We start from the raw sequence: 13,309 nt of genomic DNA, 5'->3' as shown, positions 1-13,309 counted from the left end.
AAAGAGGATACCATACAATAGCTGTACAGAACCCATTGACCTCCCTGAGTGATGATGTGACATTTGTGGAAAGAGCTATTGCAGAGGTGAAAGGAAAGGTAATACTGGTAGGTCATTCATGGGGAGGAGTTGTTATTACTCAGGCCGGAAATAGCGAAAAAGTACAGTCACTCGTGTATATAGCAGCTTATGCGCCAGATGAAGGACAAAGATTGAGAGTCTCAGCAAAGATGCATATGAGGTGAGAAAGATAACTATGTGCCGGGACTGGCAGATCCTATTGTTAGTAGTGATGGTTATATAAGGCTGAAGGAAGAAACGGTGGTCAATCATTTCGCGCAAGATCTTCCTGCGCAGGATGCCAAAGTTATTGCAGCCGGACAAGGCCGTTTTCATTTTAGTACCATAGCGCTAAAGTAACTAACCCGGCGTGGAAGAATAAGCCAAGTTTTTACATTGTTTCAGATAGGGATCATATGATTTCACCTGAACTAGAAAGTGAGATGGCGAAAATATTCATGCAACTACTTATCATCTGTCTGCAAGCCATGTGGCGATGTTGTCACAACCAGAAGCTGTGGCAAAGGTAATCCTCACAGCAGCGGGTGAAAAATAAACTGATCGTAATGAGTATTCTTATGTTTTAATCTTTTTTATGAAAGATCCAATATTTTATAGAACTATTGAGATAGACGGACTAATATTTTTATCGTGAAGCAGGTACTGCAACGCGACCGGTTTTATTATTATTACACGGATTTCCATCCTCGTCGCATATGTACAGGGATCTCATTGCTGATTTATCTGGGTCATATCATATTATTGCGCCGGATTATCCCGGTTTCGGTCAAAGTAGCGCTCCTGATGTGAAGCAGTTTTCTTATACATTTGATAATCTGTCTGTAATTATTGAACGCTTATTGATCATCTGCAACTTCGGGATATAAATCTGTATATTCAGGACTACGGTGGCCCTATTGGATTAAGAATTGCCAGCCGACGCCCCGGATTGATACGTTCGTTTATCATACAAAATGCAATGCCTATACTGAAGGTTTAGGAGAAGCATTAGATCCTCTGGTAACCTATATTCAAATCCGGAGGAGCACAAGAGAAAGCAGCCCGTTTTTTCCTTACATCAGAGGCTACGAGGTGGTTATATCTGACTGGGGCTAGTGATATAACACGGATAAATCCAGATAGCTATATAACCGATCAATACTACCTCGATCGGACTGGAAATGATGAAATACAGCTTGCGCTTTTCCGGGATTATGGAAGTAATATAGCTCTGTATGATGACTGGCAGAAGTATTTCAAAGAACATCAACCCAATACCCTCGTAGTATGGGGTAAAAATGATCCCATGTTTATAGCAGCTGGTGGGGATGCATACAGAAGAGATTACCCAATGCGGAAATAATTCAAATTGAGGGAGGGCATTTCCTGCTTGAGGAATATCATGAATATGTGGCGGATTTAATCAGCCGTTTTATTCAATAAATTGGAAAGACGTGCGATGAATTTTATCAATATCAACCGGTATATACTGATTTATTCATTTCCAGTTACTACATAAACTAATGAATCGGATCATACGGGTAAACGGCGGGATAGACGAACTAATCGTTATCTCGCCGTTTTATGTTTTTAGCGTTTAGCTGGGCTGGTGAGTGATTTTATTTTTTTTTTTGGTGTCTTCAATTGAATGAATAAATGCGGCTACAGCTTCATCTTCGGTAATGTTTGGATCATATCCTACTGACTTATGACGAATAACCATATCCCCATCAATAATAAATCGTGTAGGAATACCAATTGTTCCGAATGCTGTGTAATATTTGTTTGAATGCTATCTTTTCCTTTTTCATCAAACACAACATGAAAGTTATAGTTATCTTCTCCATGTCTTTTGTACAAGATTTTATAGTCAGCTGATTTCTCGCGCGTATCTACAAAAAGAAAGGCTACTGTTGTATCATGGGCATATTGTTTTACTACTCTATTAACCATTGGGAATTCTTTATGGCAATAGTAACACCATGTTGACCAGAAATAGACTACCAGCACTTTATTTTTAAAGTCAGATAGATTTACAGTTTTACCGTTTGTATCCAGCATTTTGAATCTGGGAGCAGGAATATCCAGTAGTGTATCAGCGGCCGTCTGTATATGTTTGCTGTTTGAATAACCTTCTACGGTAATAGCGATGAAAAGGAAAAAAGGTAAAAGAGGTATTTTTTCATGATTGATTTAATTTGATGACAAAAATATCAGGTGAAATGTGGTTGAATGTTAAAAGGAAGGACTTTTCTGTTAACTAATGTTAACTCAGATAATGATAAAAAATTTATACTGTAATTTTAGCGGGTGTTATGAAGGGAAGATTAAAGTTTATATTCTTTATGCAATAGTTACTGTGTCGCTGATCGTATTGTTTCAGCTCTATTGGGTGTATAATAACTTTAAAATCAGTCAGCATAATTTTACAACTTCAGCAAAATACGCATTGCGGAAAAGTATCAGCTCATACCAGCTTCGGCAAAGTGAACTTCCTACTTCTCTAAATATAAAGATCCCACACTCACATTTTTTCTGAGAACAATTCCTAATCGTGATTCCATTGCTTTTGATACCCCCGCGGTTATTAAGCCTTTTCATGCTGAATTTCTGACGGTCAAGATTGATGAGTATAATATGGACGAGGTGAATGCCGTCATGGGGAGATTGATATCCCAGCAGTATCGCCGGCCAATAAATCTCGATACGCTCGGCATGATATATAAGGAAGAGCTACAGAAGGAGAATGTTGCAGCATCATTTAAACTCGGTTGTTGGATAGTACAACGCATCTTGCACAGAATGATATTTCAGTGCCGATAAAGTTTCACGGGGCACCGGTTGTTATTGTCAGGGCGATTCTGAGCATTCATCGCTTGTGTTATGGAAGCAGAATATCCTTCCTGCTGTCATTTCTTTGTGTTGATACTATTGTCTGCAGGAAGTCTTTTTTCATGGGAAGAATGATTATACGCCAGATGCGGATCAACAGTTTTAAAGACGATTTTATTAATAATATTACACATGAATTAAGAACACCACTAACTATATTGAAGTCATCAATCGATGCATTAAGAGCTTTGGTGTTTCAGCAGATCCTCAGAAACTTGACAGATATTTAAGCATAAACTTAAACGTCATTGAGAAGCTGGATAAAGATATAGATCGTATTTTAGAGATCAGCAAATATGAACACGGCATTGTACATGCACAGTTCACGACTGTTAATTTAACAGATCTATCTGCAGAGATAGCTGAACGTTTTGGCCTGCGTGCGCCGGATAAGATTTTTATCCACAATTCTTTGCATAATGAAGTGGCCAATACAGACCGTTTTATTATGGATACGATTTTAAGCAACCTTATAGATAATGCAATTAAATATTCACAGGGAGACCTTGTATAACATTAGTTTTTATCCTGTTGCCAATGGCTGGCAGTTGCAGATACAGGATAACGGCAAAGGAATTGAGCAGTTTTATTTACCTTTTATATTCGATAAGTTTTACCGCGTACAGTCAAAAAATGTGCATGAAGTCAAAGGTTATGGCCTTGGATTAAGCTATGTTAAGTTATTGGTCACAGCGTTAAATGGGCATATTTTCGTCAGTAGTCAGATTGATAAAGGAACAATTTTTACTATTCAATTTCATGAATAATAAGATCAGCGTATTGCTTGTAGAAGATGAGCCGGTATTAGCGGCTATTATAAAAGAATCACTTGAAACACGTGATTTTATTGTGCACGTTGCTGGTAATGGAAACAATGGATGGTCCATGTTCAGAAAATTGAAGCCGGATATTTGCATCATTGATGTTATGTTGCCTGGAAAGGATGGGTTTTCATTGGTTACAGATATTCGCACGGTAGATGAGAAGGTGCCAGTTATTTTCTAACTGCCAGAAAACAACCTGAGGACGTTATATATGGTCTTGAAATAGGGGCAGATGATTACATGAAGAAGCCCTTTTCAATGGAAGAGCTGGTACTAAGATTAAAAGTCATGGTGCGAAGACAGAACCAGTTTTCAGGCTTTAGAAGTAGTACGTCTGATCCAATACGGGTCGGCGGTTTTATGTTTAATGTTCAAAAACAGGAGTTAACGAATGAGGAGAAGGTTATTCAGTTGTCACAGCGTGAAGCGGATTTGTTGCGATTGTTACTAGATGTGAAAAATGAATTGCTGGACAGAAAAACAGCTTTGCTGAAACTATGGGGTGATGATGATCCTTTTGCTGCCCGGAGCATGGATGTCTATATTACAAGGATACGGAGATATTTTCGTGAAGATGCTTCTATAGAAATCATCAACATAAGAGGAAAGGGGTATAGTCTGATAGAATATTCCTAGTTTGCTCAATGAAGTAGTCTCTAAATGATGGGTAGGTTAATTTTATACAATTAGCTTCGACGGTAGACCGCTAAATTTGTATAAACCAAAAAATAACCCGGATGAGACCCTTTAAAATATCAATTCCACAGGATGTATTAAACGATCTGACTATGAGATTAAAACAGACGCGCTGGACTGATGAGCCGGAAAACGCTGGCTGGAATTACGGTACTAACCCGACCTATTTACGAGAACTGGTAGATCATTGGCAGAATAATTACGACTGGAGAACACATGAAGCTTATCTGAATAAATTCCCACAGTTTAAAGTAGAAATAGATGGTATCTCTGTACATTTTATATATATTAAGGGTAAGTCTGATAATGCCAAACCACTAGTCTTAACCCATGGCTGGCCCGATAGCTTCTACAGGTTCCATAAGATAATTCCGATGCTTACTGATCCGGAAAGCTGTAAGGACAATGCAGATGAGGCTTTTGATCTTGTCATCCCTCAATACCGGGTTCGGTTTTTCAGATAAAGTTCCGCAAAGCAGTGACCAAACTGCCCGTTTATGGGCCAGACTGATGACAGAGGTATTGGGATACCAGACGTTCTTTGCCGCGGGAGGGGATATCGGTTCAACCATTAGTAAGTCATTGGCCAATCAGTTTCCCTCGCAGGTATCTGCTATTCATATAACGGATGTGGGCTATCCAAACGGACAGGAAGATTGGTCAACTATGTCGGCGCCAGAGCAGGAGTTTGGCGGCTTTATACAGCAATGGTTTTTTACTGAAGGAGCTTTTAACCTTCTTCAGACAACAAAGCCTCAAACATTGGGTTATGGCCTAAATGATTCCCTGTAGGATTAGCATCGTGGATAATAGAAAAGTTTCATGGTTGGTCTGGTAAACCTGAAAATCTGGACGATTATTACACGAAGGACGAACTGATCACTAATATCATGATATATTGGATTACGCAAACGATCAATACTTCTATCCGTACATATGCGGAGGAAGGTAAGGCCGCATGGACCGGAGGACTGAAATCAGACATGAAGGTTGAAGCTCGTACAGGTGTATCCTTATTTCCGGGAGAAGCATCTTTCCCAATAGAATGGGCCAACAGAAAAGTGAATGTGCAGCGATTTAATATCGTGGAAAAAGGAAGTCATTTTGCTGCGTTAGCTGTGCCAGATCTATATGCAAAGGAACTCAGGGATTTCTTTTATAACAGATCCTGAATAGTTATTTAAGTTGGAAAGTAGGAGTGGTGTTTTCAGGCAAAATCATTTTAACAAAGACCGTGCATCGGTCATCTGCTATAAAAAAAAGCCTTCAGACTTTCATCTGAAGGCTTTTTACTTTCTGCGGAGAAAGAGGGATTCGAACCCCCGGACCTTTGACAGTCAACGGTTTTCAAGACCGCCGCATTCGACCGCTCTGCCATTTCTCCGGGTGCAAAATAATAGTAGTGAAGTCGAATCACCAAATATTTTTCTAAAATGTGTAAATCTTTTTATTGATTCTTTTCCCGGGTACTTGAATAATAGTCATCAAAGTCTTCGGTTTTCTTCTTGTCAGGAGGACCTGATCTGCCTTTATACATGAAGTTTTAGCAATGCCCGATTTCGTGCATTGACACCTTCTGGTTGCTCATTTTTATCATTACAGCAGTGAATATCTGGTAAGGCGCATTCGGTTCTTATATACAACTGTACAGTGTTTGATATAAAATGGATATGCTTTGGAAGCAGGTTTTTTACATCCGGACTCAGGCTGAAGTTGGATGAGATATACCTTACCGCCGGTAATAAAAATCACCCCTGAAATCATTCCGGGAAGGGAAGATGCTTTCTGACTTTAGCAACTAAGATATGCATCACTGTTTGCGTATCTGTTGTAGAAGGAATAACCAATATGGCTTTAATTTCTTCAATTTTCAGCGGATAATAGAAGTCTTAGGGCAGATTATTCTGTATGAATATGCGGTATCAGGCATTAAGGAATCGGATGTAATCACCAAAAGATGCCGTCGTCAAGTTTTTGTCGCCACTTATGATATCGCTAGGTATTTACTCTTTAGCCGGTCTTTTGTGCTTGTATGAGATGAAGATATGATGATACGAAAGGGGGACTATATCAAATATAGAGCAAGTAGAAAGTATCATTATTATAATATCCGGATATTAATCGTCTTATTTTACTGATAGTCATGGACAGTCTAATTTTGCTGCTGTTAATCAATCCGTAGGCAAAAAACAGTGGTATCATGAAAATTTATTTAACAGCTGTCATCAAGGCAAAAGATATATACAGAGAGGAAGTAAGCGCCGTATTACAGAATATGGTCGCGCATACCCGTAATGAAGAAGCTTGTGAATTATACAGTTTACATCAGGGAATAGACGACAAGAACCTGTTTACTTTTTATGAGATATGGAAAAGTAAAGAAGGGCTGGATGCGCATAATCAACAGCCATACATTAAAGCATTCGTCGAAATGGCAGCTGAGAAGTTGCAGGAATCACCAATTGTTTTACTGACGACACTGGTGTAATAAATGCTGGTATCTGCAATCCAATCATAGTATGTGGATAACTGCAATAGATAACTCTAAACATGCAATCATGAAAACAAGACACTTTATAAACATAGCCGGATTAGCCGGTACATTACTGACAAGTGCATCATTACATGCACAAAATACAGTAGCTGATACTGCCTGGTATTCGTCTGCCTATGGTGCAAAAGACGAGATTGGAGCAGTGAATCTTTTAAATCAGGAGATTGTTATGCAGGCAGTTAAACTGGTAAAGACTGGTAAGGCCTATCCTTTGGCGGTACCGGTTGATAAAAACCTGCCTGCATTCAGACATCGTAGTTTTCATTTGTATAATATTCAGCCCGGCGAACAGGGCGGTCAGACGACAGGACCTAATAAGTTCAGTTTTAATGACGAACTGGTAAACGCATGGACAGGTGTCGGTACACAGTTAAATGGTATTGGTCACATAGGTATTGACAATGTTTATTATAATGGAAACAAAGCGGCAGACTTCGTGACTGTCGAAGGTGTGAAAAAGCTTGGTATTGAGAAAGTCCCACCTATTGTCACCCGTGGAGTGGTATTGGATATGGTGGCTTATTATGGAAAAGCAATCGTGCCCGGTGGTACAGAATTTACAGTAGCCGATATACAGAAAGTATTAAAGAAGCAGGGGATAAGCATCCGCAAAGGGGATGTTGTATTGTTTAATACCGGTTGGCTGGAATTGATAGGAAAAGATAACAAGCAATTTCTGGAAGTAGAGCCGGGTATCGGTATGGAAGCTGCTAAATGGCTGGCTGATCAGGGAGTGTTTGCTTTTGGTGGTGATACGTGGGCCTCTGAAGTATATCCTAATCCGAAGAGTAACGAAGAGTTTCCTGTCAATCAGTTTATGTTGGCGAAGCGTGGTATCTATAATCTGGAGTTAATAGACAGCCGTGCACTGGTAAGAGATAACGTATGGGAGTTTTTATTCGTACTGGGACAACCGTTATATGTGGGTTCTACACAGGTGAATATAAATCCTGTTGCGATCCATTAAAGATATCGTTAATTGATAAAAGGGGCGCTTTAGTATGATAAAACGCCCCTTTTTTATGAATGTATAATTAAGCCCCTGAGCCTTTAAACAAAGCAAGACATTTAATGTGAAAAACTATTGTAATTCTCATCTGCTTTTACTATTTTATCTAGTAGATAACCACGTGAAGTTGACCTGTCAGCCCAATAAATTTCCATTACAAATCCAATGAAATACCAGACCCGCCAGCTGTTTTTCATTCTTCATTACATCTTTATTTATGAGAACCAAAGCTTTCAATTTAGCTATTGAAGCAATTACGGCAGTATTGCTTTCACTTTGGATTTACACTGGCCTTAATAAAGTGATTCACTATGATAAATTTAGTTTTGAAACGGGCCGTTCTCCTTTTTTGCAACACATTTCTTCGCTGGTAGCCATATTAGTACCCGCAGGTGAACTCCTCACTGCTATACTGCTCGTCTTTAAACACACGCGCGTAGTGGGGCTATACGCCTCATTATTTTTGATGACACTGTTTACAGGCTATGTGTACATCATGTTGCAGTACGCATATGATCTGCCCTGCAGTTGTGGAGGAATCATCGAATTGCTGGCCTGGGAACAACACCTGCTGGTGAATCTGATCCTGACTTTGCTGACAGCTCTCGCCTTAATACTGCAAAGCAGGCTGAATATTTTACAACAAAGAAGTATATCACTGTCTTAACGCTTTTATTGATCAATAAAACAGGATCCTTTGCTCCTGAATAGGCAAAGGCAGTCTATCCGACTGTGTTAATTTCCTAACAAAATAAACCATACGTCATGAAAAAGATGAAGATCAGCTTTGCTGCAATGGTAGCTTTGGCCGCCGTTGGATTAACCCTCTCCACCAACGCCGGAACTATTGTTAAAAAAGCGCAGGATGTTTGCTACAGAACGGTTACCATTCCCGGACTTCCGACCGATCGTACGGCTACTTACGGTGGCAACCTCATTCTGTCATTTGGAAACACAGTAAAGAATGCAGCAGATCCTAATACAGCTACAAATTGTAGCGGAGATGGTTACTTCTGCTGTGCCACTACTTTCCAGTCATCTGGTAATACATACGTTTGGGAAGTATTTCTGACTGATCTCTGATTAAGGCAGGTGTTGTTCAAAGTAGCAATGCCGATGAACGAAATGCGTCGCAACGATGCCGGGCAGCGATAAGCTGTCTGGTCCACCTATTCATCAACGGAGACTACTGGCGGGTAGTCTCCGTTCAGTTATCTTTTATAATATATGAAACGGACGTTAATACTTATCAGCTGTACGATGCTGGCTGCATTGGTTTGTCTGGTAATACTGATAACAGTTGCCGGTTTACCGAATGATAAAAAGAATGGTTTCAACCGGCAGTGGCTGTCAATAAATGCCCATAAGCAAATGTCATCTGCACTATCATTCAAAGCGGAACGATTATTTGGCACTGCTGATGCATTATATTTATCATCACCTTCACATCAACAGGTTTATCGTCTTGATAGAAAACTGCGTATCAGCGATACGATAACACTCAATATTAATAAACCGCTTAAACCTCCGGTAAACTTTTTCGCTTACGCTGACCATATCTATGTACATGAATATAATAGCGGTATGCTATTTTCAAAAGATGCACATACAAAGAGCGTAGATTCTTTCAAATTATCCTCAGCGCCATTTGTAAAGTCAGCAATGTTATCCGATTCCATCGTCGTGATAAGAGGATTTGAAGCGGGTAGTTCCCGCCCTTTCTTTATACGTATCAATACCAACAGTGGTGAGCGATATAAATCTGACCTCTTATCTGGAAGAGCAGATGCAGGCTTTTCCAGCGACGGTATTTTATGTACTGATGCAAAGAAGACACACCTGTTTTATATACCTTACTTTGAGAATGGTATCTACTGCATAGATAGTCAGATGAAACTAAAATATAAACAGGCTACCATTGATACAGTTTTCAATAACAATATTCAGGTGACACAACGGGGAAGTGGAGAAATGCAGAAAATATATGCATCCGCACCACGTGCAAAGGTGAATAAACGCGCCTTTGCCAATGACCATCTATTGTTTATTGAATCTGACCTGCGGGCAGACAATGAAGACGATAATGCGTTCAGACAATATCCCGTACTGGATACGTACCACCTCGAAACGGGCACTTATGCCGGTAGCTTTTATATTCCTGTGGATAAAAGAAAAGTTTTGTCTTACTACCTCAGTGGCGAACAACTCTATGTGTTGTCAAGCGATGAACTGGCATTGTATGTCCTGAATAAATAAACAAAAGAAGCTGCTTTTGCTATTGCCTGCAGCTTCCTTGTTTGCTATATCACGAACAATAGTTAAAGCTTGTTTAATGCCAGCTGCGCTCTTTTTTTCATACGCCCATTCATCTCTACCAATTCCTTAAACATATGACGCGCCTTTCCCTTCTGTCGTTTAAATTTATAACACATCGCCAGCTGATAATGTGCCAGTTCTCTGTAACGGCTGCTTGAATCTGCCGTCAGCTTTGTAAGCCGGGACATAGCCTCATCAAGATTGCCATCATGATAGTAATCCATCGCTGTTTTATAAAGAGACTTATCTGCATCTGCTGTTTCTTCCGTTATTGTTGGTTTGTCTGTCTCTTTACGCATGGCGCCTTCCTGCTTGTTGGGCAACATAGCAGCATTAGCGGTATTTGCTGAATCGGGATGAGTAGGGACCAGAGCTGCTGTCTGTTCGGGTTGACCAACAGGTGAACTAACTTTCCCTACATTGGCAAAAGAATGCTGTTTGTTTTCTTTTTTTACCTGTTGTTGAACCAGATAACAAAGACCCAGAACGAATACACCCGCTACTGCCCCCCAGAAGTAAGTTAAAAAGCTTTCTGTAATTTCTATTTTCTTTTGGTAACGTTCTGTTTCATGAAGCTGTGGGGCTATATCTGTGCTGTTACGAATATATTGCTGTACCCTTTGACCCATCGACTGATATTGCGTTTTGAACTTGGGCTTCTGGAGTATTTCGACTGCATCACTGCAGAGTTCACAATTGACAAGATGCTGTTCCAGCAGATGTTTTTCGACATGTGTTAAACGTCCATCCACATAACGTGGCAGTTGGTCTTTGTTAAAACAATGAACCCTGCTGAAGATCTTTAATATCTTGTCCTTGTTGTCCAAATTTTGCATATCCCGGAGTTATAACTTGTACTTGTTTTTCAATTTTTGTGTATCCCAGATTTCTATGGTGCGTCCTTTTTCCTAATTTTTCGTATCCCTGAGTAACCACTGGTGGCTGCTCAAGTGTAACATATCCTACATTAGTATGCGGTTCTTCTATTTCAAGTATTGCTCTTTCCTGATTGATCTCTTTTTTCGTCTGGTTGATCTTGCAGGCGCCGTGTCAACAGGCTGTTCCTGTATTTCCAGTGTTGCGCTTTCCCTTGTGATTTCTTTTTTTCGTCTTGCGGATTTCGCCGGCACCGGAATAGCAACGCCATCCTGTATTTCAAGTATTACCGTTTCCGGATTCGTTTCTTTTTTACGCCTTGTAGATTTCGCGCGGCCTGGATTAGCTGCAACTTCTTCTATTTCTAATGTGGCCCCTTCCTTACTGTTCTCTTTTTCCAGCTTTGCAGTTCTTGCATATACTGGTGTTACAGTTTGTTGCGGCTCTACAGTCGTTACAGGTTGTTCCTGTCTTACTTTGGCGGATTCAAGATTCGCCAGTGTAAGAGATGCCAGCTCCTGTTTAGCCCGTTTTACCATTGTCCTGACCTCTTCGATTGTGAGTCCCTGTTCCGCAGCTATTTCTGCGAAAGTTTTCTGTTCAGTATAAAACTCATTTAACAGGTCCCTGTCGGCGTCGTCCAGCTGATCAAATGCACCATTCATGGTGGATGTCAGCTGCTGTTTCTGGAGGAGATTGGTGTTCGCTTTTTCCACTTTATACTCAAGCCGGGTGATATCACTGGAGGCTGAGGAGGGGAAAAAGAAAGTGTTTTTTGTTGTCCTGTTTCCCTGTGACTTTATAAAGAATTGCATCCATTCACCCAGCTTGGGAATGGTTTGCGTTTGCAGGCTGTAAAAAGCCGTCGCAAAAGTGAAGGGAAAAAATCGTCCGGTGTGTTACCGTAACTATTCAAAGAAGGTAAAGAGACTGCTGCCAGTAAATGACTATATCTTTCGAGCAAAATTCCGGCTGCTTCTTCATCTTTCAGTTTTCTTGCTCTGGCCATCAGTTCATTGTCCGGCAAATTTGTAAGTTGCTGTAGCATAGGTATTACCAAATATTTGCGTAAAAAAATATATAGAAAATAAACGCATTGATGTTTTAGCCAATAAGTATGCCGTAGCTGATGACTGTGGTGCCATCCAGGTGACGAAATTTGTAGATTTCGATATAATTGATTGATTATTAATTATTTTGATTGGCCTGCTGCTTTTATTGGGTGTTGACAGACAACGTCGTGTAGACGTATCAGAATAATTGAAACGCTCAAACACAGGTGTTAACTATTTGATAATCATAACAGAAATTGCGTCATCGTAGTAATCCTTCCACACACATATAGCATAGATATATAAGGTTTAAAATTGATCAACATCAGGTGATTGTCTGTTTTTAATACCTTGCCGTATCATGCAGGAGTCTGTCACATATTGGGGAAAACCACAGTTACAATTTGAGGAAGGATGCAGCACTTAGGAAACAATGTACTCAATTTATAAGAGTGATATCTCTCGTTGTTTGCAATTATGTTACACCGCTTTATGTAAACTACTCAACGAATTTCTTGACTGACTGATGTTAAATCCATTTGCTGATTATATATTGAGCAACCAATCCATAATAACTTATGAAATATCTTTTTAGTCTTCTTTTCCTGTTCTGCACGATGACGACCTTCGGACAGGCATCCTTTCCCCAGGGTTTTAAATTGATAAAAGGTGACAATGGCGCCGGAGATGATGACAGATACTCTAATGGAAAGGATATTTTCCAGACACATCTTTATTTCAGATCCTATGACGACTACACATGGAATGACGATAAGTTTAAACAATACGTAGCAGAGGCTTTGGCTTTCCATTTTACCGGACCACAGATAGTCTCTTGTGGGGTACCGGGAAAATCAATGGCGTTTACTCCTATGTAGTAGTGAACTGGGGTGGCGAAGCGTTTGAACTTTTTTCGGGCCAAAACGATGCAGACTTCTCTAATATTCCAAATGGCTCATTTCTTCGATAGAGAATATCGTAAAAAAGGAAAGGTGTTCATCTTTCCGAGAAGATTCCTTCAATAGAACCA

General features: G+C 40.0%; 19 protein-coding genes and 1 tRNA gene. 15 read left to right on the top strand and 5 right to left on the bottom strand.

Annotated elements, in window-relative coordinates; translation table 11 throughout:
* Together FEF09_RS32505 and FEF09_RS35255 are read left to right on the top strand one after the other, a co-directional pair.
* Nucleotides 1-245 (top strand): alpha/beta fold hydrolase (locus FEF09_RS32505; RefSeq protein WP_222597297.1); only part of this gene is annotated, 245 nt, incomplete at its 5' end.
* 531 nt (nucleotides 246-776) lie between these two features.
* Nucleotides 777-947 (top strand): alpha/beta fold hydrolase, encoded by a 171-nt coding sequence (locus tag FEF09_RS35255; RefSeq protein ID WP_222597298.1) that lies wholly within the window; start codon nucleotides 777-779, stop codon nucleotides 945-947.
* 811 nt (nucleotides 948-1,758) lie between these two features.
* Here FEF09_RS35255 and FEF09_RS35250 read toward each other — a convergent pair.
* Entirely contained in the window at nucleotides 1,759-2,142 is a 384-nt protein-coding gene (locus FEF09_RS35250; protein ID WP_409994914.1) for a TlpA family protein disulfide reductase, read from the bottom strand.
* A gap of 872 nt (nucleotides 2,143-3,014) precedes the next feature.
* Between FEF09_RS35250 and FEF09_RS35245 the strand changes: the two genes are divergently transcribed.
* The 7 genes from FEF09_RS35245 (at nucleotide 3,015) to FEF09_RS32485 (ending at nucleotide 5,644) form a co-directional block, all read left to right on the top strand.
* On the top strand, nucleotides 3,015-3,182 hold the full coding sequence (locus tag FEF09_RS35245; protein ID WP_409994913.1) for a histidine kinase dimerization/phospho-acceptor domain-containing protein: 168 nt from the start codon (nucleotides 3,015-3,017) through the stop codon (nucleotides 3,180-3,182).
* A 249-nt stretch (nucleotides 3,183-3,431) separates the two neighbouring features.
* On the top strand, nucleotides 3,432-3,719 hold the full coding sequence (locus FEF09_RS29985; RefSeq protein ID WP_146308557.1) for a sensor histidine kinase: 288 nt from the start codon (nucleotides 3,432-3,434) through the stop codon (nucleotides 3,717-3,719).
* Nucleotides 3,712-3,957: a response regulator transcription factor gene (locus FEF09_RS34375; protein WP_261387959.1), complete on the top strand. Its 246-nt coding sequence runs from the start codon at nucleotides 3,712-3,714 to the stop codon at nucleotides 3,955-3,957. Before FEF09_RS29985 ends, FEF09_RS34375 begins: the two co-directional genes overlap by 8 nt.
* Nucleotides 3,958-4,016: 59 nt before the next feature.
* The gene (locus FEF09_RS34370; protein WP_261387958.1) at nucleotides 4,017-4,412 is read left to right on the top strand and encodes a response regulator transcription factor; all 396 of its coding nucleotides are present in this window, start codon (nucleotides 4,017-4,019) and stop codon (nucleotides 4,410-4,412) included.
* 101 nt (nucleotides 4,413-4,513) lie between these two features.
* Nucleotides 4,514-4,936, top strand: coding sequence for an epoxide hydrolase N-terminal domain-containing protein (locus tag FEF09_RS32495; RefSeq protein ID WP_222597296.1), 423 nt, complete (start codon nucleotides 4,514-4,516; stop codon nucleotides 4,934-4,936).
* Nucleotides 4,937-4,982: 46 nt separating this feature from the next.
* A complete protein-coding gene (locus FEF09_RS32490; protein ID WP_222597295.1) occupies nucleotides 4,983-5,264 on the top strand; it encodes a hypothetical protein in 282 nt (93 codons plus the stop codon).
* A 98-nt stretch (nucleotides 5,265-5,362) separates the two neighbouring features.
* Nucleotides 5,363-5,644: a hypothetical protein gene (locus FEF09_RS32485; protein WP_222597294.1), complete on the top strand. Its 282-nt coding sequence runs from the start codon at nucleotides 5,363-5,365 to the stop codon at nucleotides 5,642-5,644.
* A 127-nt stretch (nucleotides 5,645-5,771) separates the two neighbouring features.
* Here FEF09_RS32485 and FEF09_RS29970 read toward each other — a convergent pair.
* Nucleotides 5,772-5,856, bottom strand: a tRNA-Ser gene (locus tag FEF09_RS29970).
* An 816-nt stretch (nucleotides 5,857-6,672) separates the two neighbouring features.
* Between FEF09_RS29970 and FEF09_RS29965 the strand changes: the two genes are divergently transcribed.
* The 5 genes from FEF09_RS29965 (at nucleotide 6,673) to FEF09_RS29945 (ending at nucleotide 10,291) form a co-directional block, all read left to right on the top strand.
* The gene (locus tag FEF09_RS29965) at nucleotides 6,673-6,960 is read left to right on the top strand and encodes a putative quinol monooxygenase (RefSeq protein ID WP_146308555.1); all 288 of its coding nucleotides are present in this window, start codon (nucleotides 6,673-6,675) and stop codon (nucleotides 6,958-6,960) included.
* Between the two features lie 70 nt (nucleotides 6,961-7,030).
* On the top strand, nucleotides 7,031-7,993 hold the full coding sequence (locus tag FEF09_RS29960; RefSeq protein ID WP_146308553.1) for a cyclase family protein: 963 nt from the start codon (nucleotides 7,031-7,033) through the stop codon (nucleotides 7,991-7,993).
* A gap of 259 nt (nucleotides 7,994-8,252) precedes the next feature.
* Entirely contained in the window at nucleotides 8,253-8,702 is a 450-nt protein-coding gene (locus FEF09_RS29955) for a MauE/DoxX family redox-associated membrane protein (RefSeq protein WP_146308551.1), read from the top strand.
* 98 nt (nucleotides 8,703-8,800) lie between these two features.
* Entirely contained in the window at nucleotides 8,801-9,118 is a 318-nt protein-coding gene (locus tag FEF09_RS29950; protein WP_146308549.1) for a hypothetical protein, read from the top strand.
* A 144-nt stretch (nucleotides 9,119-9,262) separates the two neighbouring features.
* Entirely contained in the window at nucleotides 9,263-10,291 is a 1,029-nt protein-coding gene (locus tag FEF09_RS29945) for a hypothetical protein (protein WP_146308547.1), read from the top strand.
* Nucleotides 10,292-10,353: 62 nt separating this feature from the next.
* On the opposite strand, the gene FEF09_RS29940 is transcribed toward FEF09_RS29945, so the two are convergent.
* From FEF09_RS29940 to FEF09_RS31300, 3 genes are all read right to left on the bottom strand, one after another.
* A complete protein-coding gene (locus tag FEF09_RS29940; protein ID WP_146308545.1) occupies nucleotides 10,354-11,187 on the bottom strand; it encodes a zf-HC2 domain-containing protein in 834 nt (277 codons plus the stop codon).
* Between the two features lie 147 nt (nucleotides 11,188-11,334).
* A complete protein-coding gene (locus FEF09_RS29935) occupies nucleotides 11,335-12,042 on the bottom strand; it encodes an RNA polymerase sigma factor (RefSeq protein WP_146308543.1) in 708 nt (235 codons plus the stop codon).
* Complete coding sequence (locus tag FEF09_RS31300; protein WP_186774639.1) at nucleotides 12,027-12,275, bottom strand: hypothetical protein; 249 nt, start codon at nucleotides 12,273-12,275, stop codon at nucleotides 12,027-12,029. The genes FEF09_RS29935 and FEF09_RS31300 overlap by 16 nt, the downstream gene beginning before the upstream one ends.
* Before the next feature lie 582 nt (nucleotides 12,276-12,857).
* On the opposite strand from FEF09_RS31300, the gene FEF09_RS29930 reads away from it, so the two are divergent.
* On the top strand, nucleotides 12,858-13,157 hold the full coding sequence (locus FEF09_RS29930) for a hypothetical protein (protein ID WP_146308542.1): 300 nt from the start codon (nucleotides 12,858-12,860) through the stop codon (nucleotides 13,155-13,157).
* The last annotated feature ends 152 nt before the right edge of the window (nucleotides 13,158-13,309 follow it).

The sequence above is a fragment of the Chitinophaga pinensis genome (assembly GCF_007896845.1).
GTDB lineage: Bacteria > Bacteroidota > Bacteroidia > Chitinophagales > Chitinophagaceae > Chitinophaga > Chitinophaga pinensis_C.
This window is presented reverse-complemented; position numbering and strand designations above follow the sequence as displayed.

Excerpts from the sequence above, each read along its gene's own strand:
- FEF09_RS35255 (WP_222597298.1), top strand. The coding sequence starts at position 777 with ATGTACAGGGATCTCATTGCTGATTTATCTGGGTCATATCATATTATT.
- FEF09_RS29945 (WP_146308547.1), top strand. The coding sequence starts at position 9,263 with ATGAAACGGACGTTAATACTTATCAGCTGTACGATGCTGGCTGCATTG.
- FEF09_RS34375 (WP_261387959.1), top strand. The coding sequence starts at position 3,712 with ATGAATAATAAGATCAGCGTATTGCTTGTAGAAGATGAGCCGGTATTA.
- FEF09_RS32495 (WP_222597296.1), top strand. The coding sequence starts at position 4,514 with ATGAGACCCTTTAAAATATCAATTCCACAGGATGTATTAAACGATCTG.
- FEF09_RS29935 (WP_146308543.1), bottom strand. The coding sequence starts at position 12,042 with ATGCAATTCTTTATAAAGTCACAGGGAAACAGGACAACAAAAAACACT.
- FEF09_RS32485 (WP_222597294.1), top strand. The coding sequence starts at position 5,363 with ATGATATATTGGATTACGCAAACGATCAATACTTCTATCCGTACATAT.
- FEF09_RS29930 (WP_146308542.1), top strand. The coding sequence starts at position 12,858 with ATGAAATATCTTTTTAGTCTTCTTTTCCTGTTCTGCACGATGACGACC.
- FEF09_RS29955 (WP_146308551.1), top strand. The coding sequence starts at position 8,253 with ATGAGAACCAAAGCTTTCAATTTAGCTATTGAAGCAATTACGGCAGTA.
- FEF09_RS29965 (WP_146308555.1), top strand. The coding sequence starts at position 6,673 with ATGAAAATTTATTTAACAGCTGTCATCAAGGCAAAAGATATATACAGA.
- FEF09_RS31300 (WP_186774639.1), bottom strand. The coding sequence starts at position 12,275 with ATGCTACAGCAACTTACAAATTTGCCGGACAATGAACTGATGGCCAGA.
- FEF09_RS34370 (WP_261387958.1), top strand. The coding sequence starts at position 4,017 with ATGAAGAAGCCCTTTTCAATGGAAGAGCTGGTACTAAGATTAAAAGTC.
- FEF09_RS32490 (WP_222597295.1), top strand. The coding sequence starts at position 4,983 with ATGACAGAGGTATTGGGATACCAGACGTTCTTTGCCGCGGGAGGGGAT.
- FEF09_RS35245 (WP_409994913.1), top strand. The coding sequence starts at position 3,015 with ATGGGAAGAATGATTATACGCCAGATGCGGATCAACAGTTTTAAAGAC.
- FEF09_RS29960 (WP_146308553.1), top strand. The coding sequence starts at position 7,031 with ATGAAAACAAGACACTTTATAAACATAGCCGGATTAGCCGGTACATTA.
- FEF09_RS29985 (WP_146308557.1), top strand. The coding sequence starts at position 3,432 with ATGCAATTAAATATTCACAGGGAGACCTTGTATAACATTAGTTTTTAT.
- FEF09_RS29950 (WP_146308549.1), top strand. The coding sequence starts at position 8,801 with ATGAAAAAGATGAAGATCAGCTTTGCTGCAATGGTAGCTTTGGCCGCC.
- FEF09_RS29940 (WP_146308545.1), bottom strand. The coding sequence starts at position 11,187 with ATGCAAAATTTGGACAACAAGGACAAGATATTAAAGATCTTCAGCAGG.